13 protein-coding genes and 1 pseudogene are annotated in these 12,839 nt (G+C 71.3%); 8 read left to right on the forward strand and 6 right to left on the reverse strand.

Going from position 1 to position 12,839, the window contains the following annotated elements; translation table 11 throughout:
- Positions 1–30 precede the first annotated feature (30 nt).
- Positions 31–819: pseudogene (locus J7E89_RS32840) on the forward strand (MFS transporter); the annotation flags it as partial.
- On the opposite strand, the gene J7E89_RS32845 reads toward J7E89_RS32840, so the two are convergent.
- From J7E89_RS32845 to J7E89_RS32855, 3 genes are all read right to left on the reverse strand, one after another.
- Positions 781–1,626 (reverse strand): spermidine synthase, encoded by an 846-nt coding sequence (locus tag J7E89_RS32845; RefSeq protein ID WP_214978756.1) that lies wholly within the window; start codon positions 1,624–1,626, stop codon positions 781–783. The pseudogene J7E89_RS32840 and the gene J7E89_RS32845 sit on opposite strands and share 39 nt — an antisense overlap.
- Positions 1,627–1,747: 121 nt before the next feature.
- A complete protein-coding gene (gene tuf, locus J7E89_RS32850) occupies positions 1,748–2,932 on the reverse strand; it encodes an elongation factor Tu (protein ID WP_214978758.1) in 1,185 nt (394 codons plus the stop codon).
- A gap of 92 nt (positions 2,933–3,024) precedes the next feature.
- Positions 3,025–3,168 carry a hypothetical protein gene (locus J7E89_RS32855; RefSeq protein WP_214978760.1) on the reverse strand — a complete coding sequence of 48 codons (144 nt, stop codon included), beginning with the start codon at positions 3,166–3,168 and terminating at the stop codon, positions 3,025–3,027.
- A gap of 124 nt (positions 3,169–3,292) precedes the next feature.
- Between J7E89_RS32855 and J7E89_RS32860 the strand changes: the two genes are divergently transcribed.
- Both J7E89_RS32860 and J7E89_RS32865 read left to right on the forward strand, forming a co-directional pair.
- Positions 3,293–4,000 (forward strand): TVP38/TMEM64 family protein, encoded by a 708-nt coding sequence (locus tag J7E89_RS32860; RefSeq protein ID WP_214978763.1) that lies wholly within the window; start codon positions 3,293–3,295, stop codon positions 3,998–4,000.
- 230 nt (positions 4,001–4,230) lie between these two features.
- The gene (locus J7E89_RS32865; RefSeq protein ID WP_214978765.1) at positions 4,231–5,106 is read left to right on the forward strand and encodes an undecaprenyl-diphosphate phosphatase; all 876 of its coding nucleotides are present in this window, start codon (positions 4,231–4,233) and stop codon (positions 5,104–5,106) included.
- 19 nt (positions 5,107–5,125) lie between these two features.
- Here J7E89_RS32865 and J7E89_RS32870 read toward each other — a convergent pair whose 3' ends face one another.
- Positions 5,126–6,007: a pentapeptide repeat-containing protein gene (locus J7E89_RS32870; RefSeq protein ID WP_251061413.1), complete on the reverse strand. Its 882-nt coding sequence runs from the start codon at positions 6,005–6,007 to the stop codon at positions 5,126–5,128.
- 123 nt (positions 6,008–6,130) lie between these two features.
- Here J7E89_RS32870 and J7E89_RS32875 point away from each other — a divergent pair, with 123 nt between their 5' ends.
- The 3 genes from J7E89_RS32875 (at position 6,131) to lnt (ending at position 8,853) form a co-directional block, all read left to right on the forward strand.
- Positions 6,131–6,304 (forward strand): hypothetical protein, encoded by a 174-nt coding sequence (locus tag J7E89_RS32875; protein ID WP_214978767.1) that lies wholly within the window; start codon positions 6,131–6,133, stop codon positions 6,302–6,304.
- Positions 6,305–6,587: 283 nt separating this feature from the next.
- Positions 6,588–7,088: a nuclear transport factor 2 family protein gene (locus tag J7E89_RS32880; RefSeq protein WP_214978769.1), complete on the forward strand. Its 501-nt coding sequence runs from the start codon at positions 6,588–6,590 to the stop codon at positions 7,086–7,088.
- Between the two features lie 118 nt (positions 7,089–7,206).
- Positions 7,207–8,853 carry an apolipoprotein N-acyltransferase gene (lnt, locus tag J7E89_RS32885; RefSeq protein ID WP_214978770.1) on the forward strand — a complete coding sequence of 549 codons (1,647 nt, stop codon included), beginning with the start codon at positions 7,207–7,209 and terminating at the stop codon, positions 8,851–8,853.
- On the opposite strand, the gene J7E89_RS32890 is transcribed toward lnt, so the two are convergent.
- Positions 8,774–9,682 (reverse strand): Gfo/Idh/MocA family protein, encoded by a 909-nt coding sequence (locus J7E89_RS32890; RefSeq protein ID WP_214978773.1) that lies wholly within the window; start codon positions 9,680–9,682, stop codon positions 8,774–8,776. The two genes, lnt and J7E89_RS32890, sit on opposite strands and share 80 nt — an antisense overlap.
- An 11-nt stretch (positions 9,683–9,693) precedes the next feature.
- Positions 9,694–10,926, reverse strand: a complete 1,233-nt coding sequence (locus tag J7E89_RS32895; protein WP_214978775.1) for an FAD-dependent monooxygenase — start codon at positions 10,924–10,926, stop codon at positions 9,694–9,696.
- A gap of 77 nt (positions 10,927–11,003) precedes the next feature.
- On the opposite strand from J7E89_RS32895, the gene J7E89_RS32900 reads away from it, so the two are divergent.
- Together J7E89_RS32900 and J7E89_RS32905 are read left to right on the forward strand one after the other, a co-directional pair.
- A complete protein-coding gene (locus J7E89_RS32900; protein ID WP_214978777.1) occupies positions 11,004–11,645 on the forward strand; it encodes a TetR/AcrR family transcriptional regulator in 642 nt (213 codons plus the stop codon).
- 11 nt (positions 11,646–11,656) lie between these two features.
- Positions 11,657–12,169 (forward strand): DinB family protein, encoded by a 513-nt coding sequence (locus tag J7E89_RS32905; RefSeq protein ID WP_214978778.1) that lies wholly within the window; start codon positions 11,657–11,659, stop codon positions 12,167–12,169.
- Positions 12,170–12,839 lie beyond the last annotated feature (670 nt).

Raw genomic sequence — 12,839 nt, forward strand, 5'->3', positions numbered from 1 at the left:
CACCAATCTCTCTCTCCCCCCTGGCCGACCATGCACGGCGCCGCCATCGGCGGCGCGGCGCTCGGCGGCGCGCTGATCGCGGCCGTCGGCCCCGGCTGGGTGCGCGCCTTCCTCGACGTGCGGCCCCGCGAGCCCGGCGGGGGCATGCTCTGCGATCTGCGTGAAGGCTGGCGGGAGGTCGTCGGCCGGCCCTGGCTGTGGAGCATCGTGCTCCAGTTCTCGGTCGTCGTCGCCGTCGTCGGGGCCGCGGAGGCGGTGTACGGGCCGCTGGTCGCCCAGGACGAACTGGGCGGCGCGGCGCCGTAGGGCCTGGCCCTGGCCGCCTTCGGCGTGGGTACGCTCGGCGGCGCGCTGATGATGATGCGGTGGAAGCCCCGGCGTCTGCTGCTCGCCGGAACGCTGTGCGTCTTCCCGCTGGCCCTGCCGTCGGCGGCGCTCGCGGTGCCGCTGCCGGTGACCGGTCTCGCCGCGGTGATGTTCGTCAGCGACGTCGCCATCGAGGTGTTCGGCGTCTCCTGGATGACGGCGCTTCACCAGGAGACCCCGGAGGAGAAGTTCTCGCGGGTGTCGGCGTACGACTGGTTCAGTTCGGTCGCGATGCTGCCGCTGGCGACATCCGTGGCGGGCCCCGTGGAGAGCCTGGTGGGGTGCCACGAGGCGCTGTGGGGCTGCGCGGCGCTGGTGGTCCTGGTCACGGCCGCGGTGCTGTTCGCCCCCGACGTAAGGAATCTGACGCGTCGTACGTATGAAGTGGCGAAGACGGAGGCCGCCTTGGCCGTGTCAGCCGATGCCGAAGGCCCCGCCGGGCGGCTCGGGTGACTCCACCGCGTCGACGTCCCGTACGGCCGTCGCGCCACCGATGAAGCGCGCCAGCGCGGGGCCGCTCTCCACGCGCGCGGGGAACACGTCGGCGGCGGTCCTGCGGGCGAGGCCCGCCGTGTCGATGGAGGCGTGCGAGGCGATCAGCACCGCGTTGCCGAAGCGGCGCCCGCGCAGCACACCCGGTTCGGCGATCAGGGCGACCTCTTCGAAGACGGCCGCGAAGTTCGCCACTTGGGAGCGGAGGAACGCGAAAGGCGCGCCGTCCGCGAGGTTGGCGGCGTAGATCCCGCCGGGGCGCAGGACGCGTTCGGCCAGATTTGCGTACTCGACGGACGTGAGATGCGCGGGCACCCGGGAACCGCCGAAGACGTCGGCGACGATTACGTCGGCGGACGCGGCAGGGGCGTTTTCGAGCCACTCACGCGCGTCGGCGCCATGCACCCGTACGCCGGACCCCTCGGGCAGTGGCAGTTGCTCGGCGACCAGTGCCAGCAGGCCCCGGTCGGCCTCCACGACGTCCTGGCGCGAGCCCGGCCTGGTGGCGGCCGTGTAGCGCGGCAACGAGAGGCCGCCGCCGCCGAGATGCAGGACGTCGAGGGGTACGCCCTCCTCTGCCGCGCAGTCGACGACATGGGCCAGCCGTCGCGCGTACTCGAACTCCAGGTGGGCCGGGTCCTCGAGGTCGACGTACGACTGGGGCGCACCGTCGACCGTCAGCAGCCAGGCCCGCGGCCGGTCCACGTCGGGCATCAGCTTGGCGGTGCCCCAGTCCACGTCCCGGATCACGGGTATCGGCTCGTCCACCCCACCATTGTGTCCTCAATCGCCGGACGGGCTTGATATCGCCGCTCGCGGCAACTTTCGGCCCGTCCGGCGTCTGAGGACCGGGGTCCGGGGCCAAAGCCCCGGCGCAGAGGGACGCGCCTCAGGCGATCAGGCCCGTCACCGTGCCCGCGCCCACCGTGCGCCCGCCTTCCCGGATCGCGAAGCCGAGGCCCGGCTCCAGCGGCACCTCGCGGCCCAGCTCGACGGTCACCGTGACCGTGTCGCCGGGGCGTGCGACAGCCGCTTCGCCGAGGTCGATGTCGCCGACGACATCCGCGGTACGGATGTAGAACTGTGGCCGGTAGCCACTCGTGACAGGCGTCGTACGCCCGCCCTCGCGCGCCGACAGGACGTACACCTGCGCGGTGAAGCGCCTGGTGGGGGTGACACTGCCCGGCGCCGCCACCACATGCCCGCGGCGCACCGCGTCGCGCGGCACACCGCGCAGCAGCAGCGCGACGTTGTCCCCCGCCTCGGCGGACTCCATCGGCTTCCCGAAGGTCTCCAGACCGGTCACGACCGTTTCGGCCTCCGCGCCCAGCACCTCCACCCGGTCACCGACCCGGATCGTGCCGCGCTCGACGGCGCCGGTGACGACCGTGCCGCGGCCGGTGATGGTCAGCACGTTCTCCACGGGCATGAGGAACGGCGCGTCCCTGTAGCGCTCCGGAATCGGTACGTACGTGTCCACCGCGTCCAGCAGCGCCTCGATCGCCGCCGTCCACCGCGGGTCGCCCTCCAGCGCCCTGAGCCCGGAGACCCGCACGACCGGCACGGCGTCGCCGCCGTACCCGTGCGCGGACAGCAGGTCGCGCACCTCGAGCTCGACGAGGTCGGCCAGCACAGCGTCCTCTCCGTCGTCGACGGCGTCGGCCTTGTTGAGGGCGACGACGATGTGGTCGACGCCGACCTGGCGGGCGAGCAGGACGTGTTCGGCGGTCTGCGGCATGATCCCGTCGAGCGCGGACACGACGAGGATCGCCCCGTCGAGCTGCGCGGCTCCGGTGACCATGTTCTTCACGTAGTCGGCGTGGCCGGGCATGTCGACATGCGCGTAGTGCCGGGTGTCGGTCTCGTACTCGACGTGCGCGATGTTGATGGTGATACCGCGCAGCGCCTCCTCGGGGGCCCGGTCGATCCGGTCGAACGGCACGAAGGTACCGGTCCCGCGCTCGCTCAGGACCTTGGTGATGGCGGCGGTCAGGGTGGTCTTGCCGTGGTCGACGTGGCCCATGGTGCCGATGTTCAGGTGCGGCTTGGTGCGTACGTATGCCGTCTTGGGCATGGTGATCTTCCCTCGGAAGGTCGAAGCGTGATGGGGACCCCTGGCCTTGCCGACCCTCCCCCTGTGGGGTCCGCCGGACGATCCGGGAAGGGTCAGCTTCGGGCGCCGCCGAGGGGCGCTGCGGCAGCCGCGACAGCGACTGCGGCTGCGACTGCGGTTGTGGCGAGGGCCGACGCGGCAGCCTTCGGCGCGGCCGCGACTGCGGTCCGCGCTGCGAGGAAGGCGTGCCTGGACATGCGTTGATCCTCGCCGACAGACACCCGCGCGTCGAACGATTTATCCGCGACGCGTCGGCCGCGCGACCGCTTCGTGCGGTGCGCGTTACGGCGATCACATGCGCATGTCGGTTAGTCTCCCCGGATGCTCGACACCGCCGCCCCGCCCGCGCCCGCCGGGTTCACCGTCCGCTGCACCAGGACGCTGCTCTCCCCGTGGTCGCGGCTGTCGCTACTGGTGTTGATGCTCGCGGCAGCGGTGACGACAGTGCTGGTCTTCGAGCCGCAGCGGCTGCTGAGCGCGGGCTGGCCGCCGCAGCTGAGCGGCGCGGCGGCCGTGGTGCTCTTCGGTGTCGCGTACGGGCTGTGCACGGCGGCGTTCGTACCGCGCCCGATCCTCAACCTGGCGGCGGGCGCGCTCTTCGGCTCCCAGGCGGGGCTCGTGGCCGCCGTCGCCGGAACGGTCGTCGGCGCGGGAATCTCCTTCGGCCTCGGCCGGACACTGGGCCAGGATGCACTGCGTCCCCTGCTGCGGGGGCGGGCGCTGCTCGCGGCTGACGGTCAGCTGAGCCGGCACGGATTCCGCACGATGCTCGCGATCCGGCTGTTTCCTGGGGTGCCGTTCGCCGCAGCTAACTACTGCGCCGCTGTTTCCCGCATGGGGTGGCTTCCCTTCCTCCTGGCCACGGGGATCGGTTCGATCCCGAATACGGCGGCGTACGTCATCGCGGGAAGCAGCGCCTCGTCCCCGACCTCGCCCGCGTTCCTGATCGCGATGGGCTTCATCGCGCTGTCGGGTCTCGCCGCGGCGGTGGTCGCCTGGCGCAAGCGCCACCGCCTGCGCGGCAAGTAGGTGGTCATGGCGCCACCTGCGGCGACCAGGTCGAACACGACGCCCTGACCCCGCACGTCCGCGCGCCCGGCCGACCACCCACGGGCCCGCTCTCCGCCTGATCGGGTACGCAGTCGGGGGCTTCCCGCAGCGCCGACATCTTCGGGCGATACGCTGCGCACCAACTGACCTTGACTGCACCTGCACGCTGCACGCCGCTGCACAAATACATCCGGGACGGCATTAGCCCCATGAGTTGGTTCGAATCATTCATCCTCGGACTCGTCCAGGGGCTCACCGAGTTTCTGCCGATCTCGTCGAGCGCACATCTGCGGCTCACAGCGGCCTTCGCCGGCTGGCACGACCCGGGGGCGGCCTTCACCGCGATCACCCAGATCGGCACCGAGGCGGCCGTCCTCATCTACTTCCGCAAGGACATCGCCCGGATCATCTCCGCATGGTGCAAGTCTCTCGTCGACAAGTCGATGCGCGGCGACCACGACGCCCAGATGGGCTGGCTCGTCATCGTCGGGTCCATCCCCATCGGCGTACTCGGCGTCACCTTCAAGGACCAGATCGAGGGCCCGTTCCGCGACCTGCGGCTGATCGCCACCACCCTGATCGTCATGGGCATCGTCCTCGGTATCGCCGACCGCCTCGCGGCCCGTGACGAGGCCGGCGGCAAGCACCGCGCGATCCGGGAGCGCAAGACGCTCAAGGAACTCGGCGTACGGGACGGCCTGATCTTCGGCGTCTGCCAGGCCATGGCCCTGATCCCCGGCGTCTCGCGCTCCGGCGCGACGATCAGCGGCGGACTGCTGATGGGCTACACCCGCGAGGCGGCGGCGCGCTATTCGTTCCTGCTCGCCATCCCCGCGGTGCTGGCGTCCGGCGTCTTCGAGCTCAAGGACGCGAGCGAGGGCGGCCATGTGTCGTGGGGGCCGACGATCTTCGCGACGATCATCGCTTTCGTTGTCGGTTATGCCGTTATCGCATGGTTCATGAAGTTCATTACGACCAAGAGCTTCATGCCGTTCGTGATCTACCGGATCATCCTCGGCATCGCGCTGTTCATCCTGGTCGGTACTGACACGCTGAGCCCGCACGCGGGCGAGTCGGCGGGCTGAACCTCGGGGCTGAAAGAGCTCACCAGTGCGAAGGGCGCGTCAGCGCGGGCGGGAGCCTGGTGCCGGCGTCGCCCTTCGCCGCGTTCAGCTGCGACTGGGTGAGGAAGAAGCTCCCCGCGAGGTCCGCGCCCGACAGGTCGGCGTCGCGGAAGTCCGCCCCTATCAGGTCGGCCACCCTCAGGTCGGCGCCCCTGAGGTCGGCGCCGATGAGGTAGGCGCCTCTGAGGTCGGCGCCGTGAAGGTCGGCGCCCTTGAGGTTGGCGCCGATGAGGTCGGCGCCCCTGCGGTCCTTCTTCTTGCCGCCCTTCTTGCCCTTGCCGCCCTTCGCACCCTCGGCGCCCTTCGTGACACCGGCTCGCACGAGTTCGCTCGTACGCAGAAAGAGCGCGTTGACGTCCTGCCGGTGTGCTGCCACATCCAGGGCCAGGAGCTCGTCCGGACTGCCCTGCGCGAGGCGCTCGATCCTGGTCAGCGCGCCGCGCAGGTCACCGTGGAGGGCGCGGGCCCGCTCCAGCTCCAGCGCCTCGGTCAGGTACCAGAGCAACTCGTGGAGCTGCCGCACGACGGGGAGCAGCGCGAACATCTGCCGCGAGGTGTCGGGGGCCTGGCGCCAGTCCTGTCCGGCGTACGTGACCTGGGAGATCTGCTGCCCCGCGCCGAAGCAGTCGTACACCGTGCAGCCCTGGAAGCCCTGAGGCCTCAGGCGCTGGTGGATACCGCAGCGGAAGTCCGCCTGGAGGTTGGGGCAGGGCTGCCCGGCGTCCTTGTCCATCGCGAAGTCGGCGGAGGCCGTGAAGGCCAGTGCGACACAACACAGTCCGAAGCAGTTCGTACAGTCCGCTCGCAGTTCGAGGGCGCCTCGGCCGGGGTCGGATTCCGCATAAACGCGCTGCTCGGACAAGGTGCGTGATCTCCTGGTGCGTGTCCGGGCACCGCCGCTCGGCGCCCGGTGATCAACCTTAGTGCGAGGAAAGCCACTGCCGTTCTGGTGCTCACTGTCAGTGCCTGGACGTAGTCTTATCGCATGTACCGCTCTCCCCCGCCGGTTGGTTCCGTGCGGCCCCTGACTGAGGCGAATGAGGCTATTCGCGCTCTGGTCGAGTCGCGCGCGGACGAGGCATGGCCTGCGGACGAGTACGAAGTCCTGCTTCTGCGGTGGGCCGCGGCCGTGCGCGGAGAGGTCGCCGAAGCGGCCTAGAAGGCCGATGAAGATCTTGAAATCGCGCCCGGCTTGCACCGGTTCAGCCCGATTGACATTTACCGGCAATCCGGGGTGAGTCGGGCGGTCCGAGCAAGATCTTCAGGAGTCTTCTAGGCCCTGTCGTCAAACGCCCGCCGGCCCCGAGGGGCACTCGCGGGTCTCCACTCGGCCGTCGTACCGCGCTCACAGCACCATCACCCCTGACGTCACACAGCGTGACCCTTACCTCCGGGCATGCACGGCTCTTGGCTGGGGACGCTCACTGCCGGAGACTGAGCCGATGACGCAGCGTGTAGAGCTCGCGACCGTGATGGACAGACTGGCCATCGACGCAGTGATCACCGGGTACGCGGTGGCCGTGGACGACGCCAACTGGCTCGAATACCGCGCCCTGTTCACCCCCGACGGCCGGGCCGACTACCGTACGGCCGGCGGCATCGAGGGACCGGCCGCCGAAGTCGCGGTCTGGCTGATGGAGACGATGCGGCTCTTTCCCGTACGCCAGCACCTCATTGTCAACCGGCGTCTGCGACTTGAAGATCTCAACGGCGACACCGGGGACCGGGCGGAGCTCCAGGCCGACTACGTGAACCCCATGCGGCTCGAAACCGCGCCCGCCGCCCGCAAGGACGACGGCTCCGGTCCGTCGACCGAACCCAACTTCATGTCCGGCGGACGCTACGCGTTCAGTCTGCTGCGCACGGAGGGCGGCTGGCGGCTGCGCTCCGTGGTCGTACGGGAGAAGTGGCGGCGTACGACGGGATCACTCGACGCCCGCTGACGTGCGGGGCGCGCGAGACGGGCTCCACTGTCCGCGATCGGCGCGCTACCCCACACTGGGGGCAGGGACTGCTCCGGGACTCCTCACGGAGCTGAGCGGCAGGACGAGGAGGCGCCGCATGCGGATTCGGGCCGGCCGGTGGGAGTGGCCGTCGTCGCCCTGGTGGCGCGGCGCCACCGCGGTGGCGCTGGGCGCGCTGCCCGCGCTCGCCTTCCCCGCACCCTCCCTCTGGTGGTTCGCGTACGTCGCCCTCGTGCCGTGGATGCTGCTCATCCGCTCCGCGCCGACGGGTCGGCGGGCGGCGCTGGACGGCTGGCTCGGCGGCACCGGGTTCATGATCGCCGCGCACCACTGGCTGATGCCGAGCCTGCATGTGTTCATCGTGGTGCTGGCCGCGCTGCTCGCGCTGCTGTGGCTGCCCTGGGGCTGGCTGGTCCGGTCGATGCTGGGCGGGACGACTCGGGGCGCAACGACACTGGGTGGGACGACGCCGGGCAGGACCGGGACACCGTCGGCCCGCCGCGCGACGGCCGCGCTCGTCGTCGTCCCCTCCGGCTGGCTGATGGCCGAACTGGTCAGGTCCTGGGAGGGATTGGGCGGCCCATGGGGGCTGCTCGGTTCGAGCCAGTGGGAGGTCGCCCCCGCGCTGCGGCTGGCCTCGGTCGGCGGTGTGTGGCTGGTGAGCCTGCTGGTGGTCGCGGTCAACACCGCCGTCGTCGTACTGCTGACCGTGCCCTCGGCCCGTACACCCGTCGTGGCCGGCCTGACGGTCTGCGCGGTCGCGGCGGGCGCTGTGTGGGCGTGGGCGCCGCGTCCCGAGCAGTCGGGCCGGGTGCGGGTCGCGGTCGTACAGCCCGGTGTCGTCAGCGGCGGGGACCGCCCCGAACAGCGCTTCGCGCGCGGCGAGGCGCTGACCCGCGACCTGGCGGGACAGGATCTCGATCTGGTGGTCTGGGGCGAGAGCAGCGTCGGCGCGGACTTGACCGAACGACCCGATCTGGCCGCCAGGCTCGCCGCCCTCTCCCGGCTGGTTGACGCGCAAGTGCTGGTCAATGTCGACGCGCGGCGCCCGGACCGGCCCGGCATCTTCAAGAGCTCGGTGCTGGTCGGCCCGGAGGGCGTCACGGGCGAGCGCTACGACAAGATGCGCCTGGTCCCCTTCGGCGAGTACGTCCCGGCGCGTTCCGTGCTCGGCTGGGCGACCTCGGTGGGCAAAGCCGCCGACGAGGACCGCAGGCGCGGCACGAACCCCGTGGTGATGGCGCTGCCCGGCGACGGCGCCACCGGTGGGCTGCGCGTCGGTCCTCTGGTGTGCTTCGAGTCGGCGTTCCCCGACATGAGCAGGGAGCTGACCCGTGGCGGCGCGCAGGTGCTCGTCACCCAGTCGGCCACGTCGACCTTCCAGAACAGCTGGGCCCCCGAGCAGCATGCCTCCCTCGCGGCGCTGCGGGCCGCCGAGAACGGACGCCCGGTGGTGCACGCGACGCTCACCGGCGTCAGCTCGGTGTTCGGCCCCGGCGGCAAGCGCGTCGGCTCGCCCCTGGGGACGGACGCGAGCACGTCCGCGGTGTACGACATCAAGCTGGCGGAGGGCACGACGGCGTACGTCAAGGCAGGCGACTGGCCCGTCTACGGCGCGCTCGCCGTACTGGCTCTGCTGGGCGCGGCCGAGGGCGTACGGACTCTCAGGCGGCCTGTTGCTCCTCGGCCGCCCGGACCACCCGCTCGCACAGCTCGTGCGTCAGCAGCGCGTCCTGGGCGCTGAGCAGCTTTCCGGCCCGTACGGCGTCGAGGAACGAATCGACCGACTGCTCGATGCCGCGCTGGTGCGCGACCGGCACCCAGTCGCCGCGTCGGCGCACGGTCGGCTGCCCCTTGTGGTCGATGACCTCCGCGAGGTTGATGATCTGGCGCTTGGTGTTCTGGCCGGAGACTTCGAGGATTTCCTCGGTGGAGCCGTTCATCCGGTTCATGGTGCCGATCGCGGTGAACCCGTCGCCGGAGAGCTGGAGGACGACGTGGTGGATCAGGCCCCCGACGACCCTGGCCCGTACGTCGATGTGGTCGACCGTGCCGGGGACCAGGAAGCGCAGGGTGTCGACGACGTGGATGAAGTCGTCGAGGACGAGGCTGCGCGGGTCCTCGGGCAGGCCGACGCGGTTCTTCTGCATGATGATCAGGTCGCGCGGGTGCTCGGCGCACTGCGCGTACCCGGGGGCGAGACGGCGGTTGAAGCCGACGGCGAGGCTGACGCCGCGCTCGTCCGCGAGCCTCACGAGCCGCTCGGACTCCGCGAGTTCGTACGCGAGCGGCTTGTCGACGTACGTCGGTACGCCCGCTTCCAGGAGCCGGGTCACGATCTCGGGGTGCACGGCGGTGGGCGCGTGCACGAAAGCGGCGTCCAGGCCCTGGGCGAGCAGCGCGTCGAGGCTCGTGTGGCACTGCGCGCCGGGGATGCGGTAGGTCGCGGCGACCCGCGCGAGGGTGGCGGGCGTCCGGGTCTGCAGGTGCGGTTCGAGCCCCGGGCGGGTCGTCAGTACGGGCAGATATGCCTTCTGCGCGATGTCTCCGAGCCCGATGACGCCGACCTTCACAGGGGGCCTCCCTAACGCTGTACCTGGTGATCCCGGACCTGGTGGTCCCGTGCCCCGGCAGCATACGTGCGCTGCGGCGGCAGCCAGTCCGCGATGCCGTCGAAGGTGCGCAGGGCCAGGCCGGGCCCGAAGCCCGCGAGGATCATGAGGGTGTCGCGCAGGGCGACGGCCGGGGCGCTGCGGACCGACATCAGTTTGGTGATCTTCGCAGACTTGCGGACGATGCCGGTGGTGCGCGGCAGCCGGTCCGCGGAGTACGCCGCCAGGCCCGTCCCGAGTTCCGTCGCGTCCGGGAGGTGGTGAGCGAGGACGATGCCGTCCTCGATGGCCTGGTTGCCGCCCTGGCCCATGGTGGGTGCCATGGCGTGCGCGGCGTCGCCGAGCAGTGCGGTCCTTCCGCGGTGGAAGGCGGGGAGCGGGTTGATCAGGTGGCGGACGTCGTGCCGCAGAACCTCGGCGGGGTCGGCCGCGGCGAGGATCGCGGGGACGGCGTGGTGCCAGTCGCCGAACCTGCGCAGGAGTTCGGCCTTCTCGCCGTCGGACGAGCGGCCTCCGGCGGGGGCCACGGCGGCGGCGTACGCGTAGACGCGGCCGTCCTTCAGCGGCTGGCTGCCCCACAGGGCGCCGCGGCCCCAGGTCTCGTGGGGCTCGAAGGGTGCGGCGGGGGCCGGCACGACAACGCGCCAGGTGGTGATTCCCGCGTAAACGGGGCCGGGGTGTTCGGGGAAGAGGGCGCGGCGCGTCGCGGAGTTGATGCCGTCGGCGCCGATCACGAGGTCGGCCTCGATGTCCCCGTCGGGGGTGCTGACCACGGCCGGCCGGCCGCCCGCCACACCGGGATCGGCCAGTGTCGCGGGGGACCCGGTGCGTACCGCGCCGTCGGGCAGCCTGGCGGCGATGCGGTCGATGAGGGTGGCGCGGTGGACTAGGACGAGGGGACCGCCGAAGCGCTCGGTGGCGGCGGAGCTGTTCGTACGGGCGAGCCAACGGCCGCCGGGGGCGCGCACGCCGCCGTCACCCTGCCAGGCGGCCAGCTCGCGGATCTCCTCGCCGAGGCCTATGACATCGAGGGCGTGGTGCCCGTTGGGCGCGAGCCCGATCCCGGCGCCGACGGCTTCCACGGCTGCCGCACGCTCCAGGACGGTGACCTGCCAGCCCCGCTGGTGGAGGGCGACGGCGGCGGTGAGCCCGCCGATTCCGCATCCTGCGACGACGGCGCGGGGCCGGGAACTACTGATGGCCATGACTACTCCTCCGCAACTACACCTGTAGTGACTCCACGAGCGTACTACAGGTGTAGTTGCCGCGATAGATTGTTCCCATGACCTCACGCACCACCACGGGTCGCTCCCGCCCCGAGCTGATCACCGACGCCGCCCTGGCCCTGCTCGTGGAGCGCGGCATGCGGGGGCTCACCCACCGGGCGGTGGACGAACGTGCCGGGCTGCCGCAGGGCTCCACGTCCAACTACGCCCGCACGCGCCAGGCGCTGCTGGAGGCGACGGTGCGCCGGCTGGCCGAGCGCGAGGCCCGGGTGCTCGCCCTGGACGAGATCCCCGCCCCGTCGGCCGGGCTCGACGGCATCATCGGTGCTCTCGCGCTCGTCCTCCACCGCCATCTGACGCACCACCGCGAGCTGCTCGTGGCCCGTTACGAACTCGGCCTGGAGGCGACGCGCAGGCCCGAGTTGCGTGCGTTCTACGACGCGGCGGGCCGGCACCGGTTCCGCGAGCCACTCAACCAGCTGATGGCGGCGGCCGGTTCTCGGGAGCCAGAGCGGCACGCCCTGTCGCTGGTGGCCTGGTGCGAGGGGCTGATGTTCTCCTGCGCGGCCGGGGCGTACCACTCTGCGGTGCCCAGTGAAGAGGAACTGCGCAAGGGGTTCGGTGAGTTGCTGCGCGGGATGCTCGCCGCTCCGGGCGTCGGCCCACAAGGGCTGGCGGCGAGTGGAGGCGGTGAGTGACGATGACCGCCATGACCAATACTGAGCGCATCGATCCCTCCACCACCGCCGGTGAACGCGAGATGCTGGAAAGCTGGCTGGAGTTCCACCGCGAGACGCTGGCACTCAAGTGCGCCGGCCTGAGCGAAGAGCAGTTGCGGGAGACGTCCGTTCCGCCCTCCGACATGTCGCTGCTCGGTCTCGTGCGGCACATGACCGAGGTCGAGCGGGGCTGGTTCCACCGGGTGCTCTCCGACGAGGACGCCCCCAAGCTCTACTACAGCGACGAGAACCCGGACGGCGACTTCCATTTCACCGACCAGGACACCTGGGAGGAGGCGCACGCCGCCTGGCGGGCCGCGATCGACAGGGCGCGCGAGCTTGCCGCGCCGCACTCGCTCGACCACATCGCTGAGGGCAAACACCGCACTGGGAAGCCCTACAACCTCCGGTGGATCTACGTCCACATGATCGAGGAGTACGCCCGCCACAACGGCCACGCGGATTTCCTGCGTGAGCGCATCGACGGCACGACGGGCGACTAGCCCGCACCCGCTCCACCCGGGGCTCCGCCCCGGACCCCGGTCCTCAATCGCCGGACGGGCTTGGTTTCCCGGCACGCGCTCCAAGCCCGTTCGGCGAGGCCCGGATCACTCGTGTGGGCCAATCTCGCCCTGCGTGCACCGGAAACTGCCCCGCGCCCACCAGAGTTGCCCAGGTGCACCGAACGAGAACCACAGCGAAGATCCTCATGGGAGTGGCGGTCTCGGCCGTCTCCGCCACCGTCACGGGATGCGTGGCCGTGGAGCCCGGCCCGCCCCCTGCCCCCGTACCGGCGGCGGACGCCGCGCCGCTCTCGCGGGACCAGGACGTACAGCCGCAGATCATCCAGGCTCCCGCCCGCGAGGCCCTGGACGCGGCGCTCCAGCCGTCCAAGCGAGCCGCACCCCGGACCGAGCCGCGAGAGACCCCGGAGGTACGCCGCCCCGCGGCCCCCGCACCACCCCGCCGCCCCGCCACAGTTCCGGCCCCGCCCCCCGCACCGCCCCCCCCCCCCCCCCCCCCCCCCCCCCCCCCCGCCGTACCGGTGCCCCCCACCCCCCCGTCCCTGCCTCGCCCCCCCACGGGCCGGCTCTTATACACCTCTTACGCTTCCCACCATACCCCCCGTGTTGACTTCCGGGGGGCCGGTCTTCTATAAGAAAAACATCAACG

This window comes from Streptomyces sp. ISL-100 (assembly GCF_018614615.1).
Lineage (GTDB): Bacteria > Actinomycetota > Actinomycetes > Streptomycetales > Streptomycetaceae > Streptomyces.